This is a genomic window from Streptomyces katrae (assembly GCF_000966975.1).
GTDB classification, from domain to species: domain Bacteria; phylum Actinomycetota; class Actinomycetes; order Streptomycetales; family Streptomycetaceae; genus Streptomyces; species Streptomyces katrae.
On record NZ_JZWV01001133.1, the window covers coordinates 1 to 5,748 of the forward strand.

Below are 5,748 nucleotides of genomic sequence, written 5' to 3' on the forward strand. Positions count from 1 at the left end.
GAGGACGGCTGGCTGGCGGGAGCGCCCTCCGGCAGGGCCGGGTAGGGGTAGCCGTAGGTGTTGGTGACGAAGACGCTGCGCCCGGAGGCGATGACGGCGTCCTCGGTGCCGCTGCGGGCGTACTGGGTCAGCACCGGAATCCGGCAGATCGGGTCCGGGCCGCCTGCCGCCCGGTAGACGAGCAGGTTCCCGTGCGGGTCGGCGTTGTCCACGATCGTGACGTACTCGGTCCCCTGCTCCGGTCCGAAGAAGCTGGGCGTGGTGCCCGTGCCCCAGCTGAGCTGACCGGGCTTGCGGGCCGGGCCCCGGTCGTAGGGGGCCCGCCAGTCCACCACGGGGGTGCCGTCAGGGGCGGCCGACAGGAGGTAGAGGGCGTGGTCGGTGGCGACGGCCGTACGGCCGGGGACGGTGGAGATGCTGTTCTGGACGCCTTCGCCGGTGCTGATGCTGCGTACCGTGCCGGTGCCGGTGTCGACGGTCCCGATCACCCCGCCGCTCGTGGCGAACCAGACCCGGCCGTCCCAGTCGGGGGTCAGGCCCACGATGTTGTCCCCGGCGGGGACGGCGCCGCCCAGCGGGGTGGACTGGTCGATCCGCAGTTCCCATCCGGATCCGGTGCGGTGGTGGCCGACGCGGACGAGGCTGTTGCTGCCGTCGACGACGACCAGGCGGTCCGCGTTGTCCAGGTAGGCGTAGACGCCGCCGAAGAGACTGCCCTTGGGCAGGGCGAGCGAGGCGAGGTCGGCCCCGGTCCCGGGGTCGAGCAGGTGGACGGTCGGGGTCCGGCCGAAGATGGTGGTGCACAGGGCGATCACGTAGCCGTCGCCGCCCACCACGACGGTCGGGCAGGCCGAGGCCAGCGCCGTCCGGGAGTAGGAGATGCCGGAGGTACCGGGCCCGGGGTAGGCGGTGGTGCCGCTGGAGGCGCTGTCACCGTGCATGGTCGCCGCGCCGTTGGCCGCGGTGAACGGGTTCTGCGGCGCCTGCGGACCGTACGCGGACGCGGACGCCGACGCGGGTACGGAAGCGGCTGCGGAGGCGGCAGCGGGGCCCGCGGTCAGGCCGCCGGCGCCGAGGGCCAGGGCGAAGGAGAAGGCGAGCGCGGCGAGGCGCCCGCCCGTGGGCGGGGAGAAGGGCATCAAGGGGTCCTCGGGACTGGGGCTGAAGGAAGAGGAGAACGGCCGCACGGCGCCCGGCGGGCGGGGCGACCTGCTGCGGCGCGGCGGTGGCCGACGGCGCGGCCGGGGCCCCTCGTCCCGCGCGGCGATCGCCCGCAGAACGGCTCTGACGGGGACGCTAGCCTCTGCCCGCGCGATCCGGATCTTTCCGGGGCCGCCCGCCACGGCCTGTTCATCCTGTTCACGTTCCCGCAGCAACCGGGCAACACGAAGCCGGTGAACCCCGGACCCGACCGGCAACTCGGCGACCCGGCACGGCCGTTCGGAACGCGGCCCCCGTCGGAGACGGTACGACCGGCACGGCGGCCCTCCTGGGCCGGTTCCCGTTCGCCCGCCGTGGCGCGCGGACGGTCGTGTCTGCGGCTCCGCCCCGGCCCGCCCGGCGTCCAGGACGCCAAGGGCCGTAGAGGCGGTCACCGTCGACGGTCCCGGAGCCCGGCGTTCCGTGACATGAGCCACAGCGCGTACGGCGGCCCGCCAGACGAACGAAGATCGTCCAGACAGGTGCGTTTCGGTATTTGTCCAATTTTGCTGCCGACATCACGCAGACCGCCAGAAACGGAATTGTCGACTCCCGCTTGCTTGCGCCCAACATGCCTGATGGGAGCCGGTTCCGGCGGTACGTCAGCTTCACCCCGAGGGCGGCGGGCCGGGGCCATGCACGATCTTGCGGCCCTTTCAAGCGGGCGCACGGAGCCTCCGCCCCCCGCGCGTGCTCCGGCTTGCCATCCCGCTGCGGGGCTTCCCAGAATGACGGCTCCTCCGGCGCCCTCGCGGTCCCGGCGCCGGGAGCTTCGCGATCACCGAGTGAGGTCACGCATGAGGAAGCACCGTAAGAAGACGCACTACAGGAAAATAGCCGTCGCCGTCGGCGCCCTGGCCATCGTCGGCGTTCCCACCGCCGCCATGGCCTGCCTGGACCCCCAGGAGACCGGCCGCGCGCACACGGCCGCCACGGCATGGCAGGAGCGGCACCCCTCGTCCTCCGGCCCGGAGGCGCAGCCTCAGGCGGAGGTCCCGGTCGAGACCGGTCCCGCGTCCGAGCTCCCCGACGAGGTGCCGCCCGCACCGGTGGAGCCCGTCACCGAACAGCCGGCCGAACAGCCGGCTGGGCAGCCCGCCGCCGCGCCGCCCGCGGCCCCGCGGCCGCAGGCGCCCGCGGCCGAGCCGTCGGCCGCGCCCCCGGCACCACAGGCCTCCGGGGCACAGACCGACGCCCAGGCGAAGGTCCTCGCGCTGGTCAACCAGGAGCGCGCCGCCGCCGGATGCCCCGCCGTCACCGTCAACGCGGAGCTCACGAAGGCCGCCCAGGACCACAGCGCGGACATGGCCGCCCACGCCACCATGTCCCACACCGGCTCCGACGGCTCCGACCCGGGCCAGCGCATCACCCGTGCCGGATACCAGTGGCAGACGTACGGCGAGAACGTCGCCTACGGCTACAGCACCCCCGAACAGGTCATGGAGGGCTGGATGAACAGCCCGGGCCACCGCCGCAACATCCTCGACTGCTCCTACCGGGAGATCGGCATCGGCCTGGCCCAGCCGGGCCAGTACTGGACGCAGGACTTCGGCGCGACGCGCTGAAACCGGGGCGGCCCTACGCCTCGTAGTGCTTCTTGATCAGCTCGTACGAGCGGACGCGCTCCCGGAGGCCGTAGACGGGCGTGGTCAGCATCAGCTCGTCCGCTCCCGTCTCACCGGCCAGTTCCCGGAGCCGGGCCACGACGGCCTCGGGCGTCCCGACCGCCTGCTGTGCGCGGAAGCCCGCCAGGGCCGCCCGCTCCGGTTCCGTGAACGGGTGCGCGGCCGCCTCGTCGGGCGTCGGGAACGGGATGTCACTGATGCCCTTGAGCAGCCCTGCCTTGACGACGTCCATCGGCCCGATGAGCCGCCGGGCCTCCTCTTCCGTCTCCGCGGCCACCACCTCGACGCACAGCAGCACCCGCGGCTGCCCGCTCCACCGCGACGGGGTGAACTCCGCCCGGTACCGTTCCAGGACCGCACGGGTGTTCTCGGGCCGGATGTGGTGCGCGACGGCGACCGGCAGGCCGAGCTCGGCGGCGAGGCCCGCCCCGGCCGGGCTGGAGGCCAGCAGCCAGGGCTGCGGCAGCGGACCGAGCGCGACCTCCTCGACGAGGAAGGACAGGATCGCCGCCACGTCGTCGCTCCGCGTCCGTCGTCGGCCCGGCTCCGCGCCGCAGCGCCCGCGCGGTGGCCTCGTCGAAGGTCCCGGGGCCGCGGCCGATGCCCAGGTCGATGCGGTCCGGGTGCAGGGCGGCCAGCGTTCCGAACTGCTCCGCGAGGGTGATGGGCGCGTGGTTGGGCGCCAGGACCCCGCCGGAGCCGAGACGGATGGCCGAGGTGGAGGCCGCGGCGTGCGTGCTGAGCACCACCGGGGGGAAGGCGCCGATCGCGGGGGAGTGGTGGTGCTCGGCGTACCAGATCCGCCGGTATCCCAGCCGCTCCAGCTCCTGAGCGAACTCCGCGGTGTCCCGCAGGGTGTCCAGGGCGCGGGTGCCCGTCTGGACCATCGCCACTTCGAGTGCGGAAAGAGGTATGTCGACCATCCCGTCAGCATAGGGATCACACGTCGGGCGACGGCCACCGTGATCCTTTTCGCGCCACGCGGCACGCCCGGCGCGCCGCGCGACGGACCGACCGCGCAAGGACTCGCGCCGAGGCCTGCCCACACACATTGACTCGATCGCGACGGACAACCCCCGCTATCCGGTCTTCAGAAGATCGTCGACGGCGTCCCGGGACAGCTCCACCCTCACCAGGGCGGCGGCCAGCCTCGGCAGGGTCTCGGGGTCCACCAGGCGCGCGAGGCCCTCGGGCGAGGACGGGAGCCCGAGTTCGGCGGCGGCCGCACGCGCGCGGTCGTCGAACGAGGGGCGCAGCTCGGGCCACACGGCCTGGGCCTCGCGGCAGAAGATGTCCGCCCCCACCGGCCCGATCCGAGGCACCTCCCTCAACAGCTCGCGGACCCGGCCGGGGTCGCCGTCGGCCTCGTCCCGGAGCCGGCGCAGGTCTCCGTGGTACCGGTCGAGGACGAGCTCCGCGCCCTCGCCCAGGGCGGTGGCCGTGCTCTCGTCGTAGCGGCGGTAGTGGGCGCGGCCGAGTGCGTCCACCCGGTCCTGCCAGGGGCGTCCGCATCCCGGCGCCGAACAGCTCACGGGCCGCGGCCACCGCGATGTCGGCCTTGATGCGTACCGAGAAGAGCACACAGAGGGTGAGCAGCTGGTACAGGGGCGCGGGCGTGTTCCGCAGCCTGATGCCGGCTTCCTCGGCGTGCGTCCGCCCGTAGGCGTCCATCAGCCGTCGTACGGTCGTGTGCCGTGTCCGCGTCATGGCGTCGGGCTCCCTTCGTCGCGGACCAGTGCGCCGAGGAGGCTGCCGGGCCTCCGGAGGGAGCGGGGCCGAGGAGCGTCCTGCCAGGGGTCGTCCTCCAGCAGGCCGTCGACGGTGGCGAGGGTCCAGCGCCGGGAGGTGAGCCGGGGATCATCGAGTTCGCTCCAGGCCAGCGGGGCCGCGACGGGGGCGCCGGGGCGGGCGCGGACGGCGTAGGGGGCGACGGCGGTCTGGGCGTAGGCGTTGCGCTGGACGTCGAGGTACAGGCGGCCGCGGCGGGCCTTCTTCCGGGCCTCGGTCGTGAACCGGCCGGGGTGGCGGGCGGCCAGGACACCGGCGACCCCGCGCGCGAAGGCCCGCACCTCGTCGAACGGAGCCCGCCGGTCCAGGGCCACCACCACGTGCAGACCGCGGGAGCCCGTCGCCATGAGCAAGGACGGCAGTTCCAGCTCGTCCAGCAGCTGGTGCAGGCCGAGCGCGGCCTCCCGCACCGGGGCGAAGTCCTCATCCGCCGGATCGAGGTCGAACACCAGCCGGTCCGGGTGGCCGGGCCGGTCGGCCCTGGACAGGAAGCGGTGCGGGGTGATGCACGCCTGGCCGGCCAGGTAACGGAGGGTCGCGGTGTCGTCGCAGATCACGTAGGTGACCGTGCCGTCCTCCTTGGGCAGCTCGACACGGTGGATCCAGTCCGGGAAGTGGTCCGGGACGTCCTTCTGCATGAAGGCGGGGCCGTCGGTCCCGTCGGGATGCCGCTCCAGCATGAGGGGCCGTCCGCGCAGCTGGGGCAGCATGCGGCGGGCGACCGTGCGGTAGTAGCCGGCGAGGTCGGCCTTGGTGATGCCGTCCCCCGGGAAGAGCACCTTGTCCGGGCGGCCGATCTCGACGACGTGGCGGGTCAAGGGTGGTCACCCCGCCCCGGCCGTACCCCGGCCGCGACCTGGTGCAGGGTCCGGCCGGTACGGACCGACCGTGCCCGGCGGGGGTCGGGCGTACCGGTGGTGGAGGCGTGCCCGTCGGCGTGCTTGACCAGCAGCCAGGCCTCCTTCCCGCCGTCGTCCGCGTCGCGGATCCGGGTGAGCGAGTAGCCGCCGTGCAGCTTGCGCCCGTCGAGCAGGAAGGAGGCGTGCCCCCGCTCCAGCCCCTCGGTGAGGGGGATCTCGTTGCCCTCGCGGTCGGAGGTGGCGTTGCGGTACGTTCCCAGGTCCCACACGATCAC

3 protein-coding genes and 3 pseudogenes are annotated in these 5,748 nt (G+C 73.9%); 1 reads left to right on the forward strand and 5 read right to left on the reverse strand.

Annotation, left to right across the window (positions count from 1 at the left end; genetic code table 11):
• Window positions 1–1,139, reverse strand: a 1,139-nt coding sequence (locus tag VR44_RS33660) for a hypothetical protein (RefSeq protein ID WP_052713952.1), incomplete at its 3' end; no start/stop codon positions are given.
• An 858-nt stretch (window positions 1,140–1,997) separates the two neighbouring features.
• Here VR44_RS33660 and VR44_RS33665 point away from each other — a divergent pair.
• Complete coding sequence (locus VR44_RS33665; RefSeq protein WP_045951437.1) at window positions 1,998–2,765, forward strand: CAP domain-containing protein; 768 nt, start codon at window positions 1,998–2,000, stop codon at window positions 2,763–2,765.
• A 13-nt stretch (window positions 2,766–2,778) separates the two neighbouring features.
• On the opposite strand, the pseudogene VR44_RS33670 reads toward VR44_RS33665, so the two are convergent.
• The 4 genes and pseudogenes from VR44_RS33670 to VR44_RS33685 form a co-directional block, all read right to left on the reverse strand.
• Window positions 2,779–3,877: pseudogene (locus VR44_RS33670) on the reverse strand (MsnO8 family LLM class oxidoreductase).
• A gap of 27 nt (window positions 3,878–3,904) precedes the next feature.
• Window positions 3,905–4,532: pseudogene (locus VR44_RS33675) on the reverse strand (endonuclease).
• Window positions 4,529–5,431 carry a non-homologous end-joining DNA ligase gene (gene ligD / locus VR44_RS33680; protein WP_045951438.1) on the reverse strand — a complete coding sequence of 301 codons (903 nt, stop codon included), beginning with the start codon at window positions 5,429–5,431 and terminating at the stop codon, window positions 4,529–4,531. The pseudogene VR44_RS33675 and the gene ligD overlap by 4 nt, the downstream one beginning before the upstream one ends.
• Window positions 5,428–5,748, reverse strand: a pseudogene (locus VR44_RS33685) (DNA polymerase ligase N-terminal domain-containing protein); the annotation flags it as partial. The pseudogene VR44_RS33685 and the gene ligD, both read right to left, overlap by 4 nt.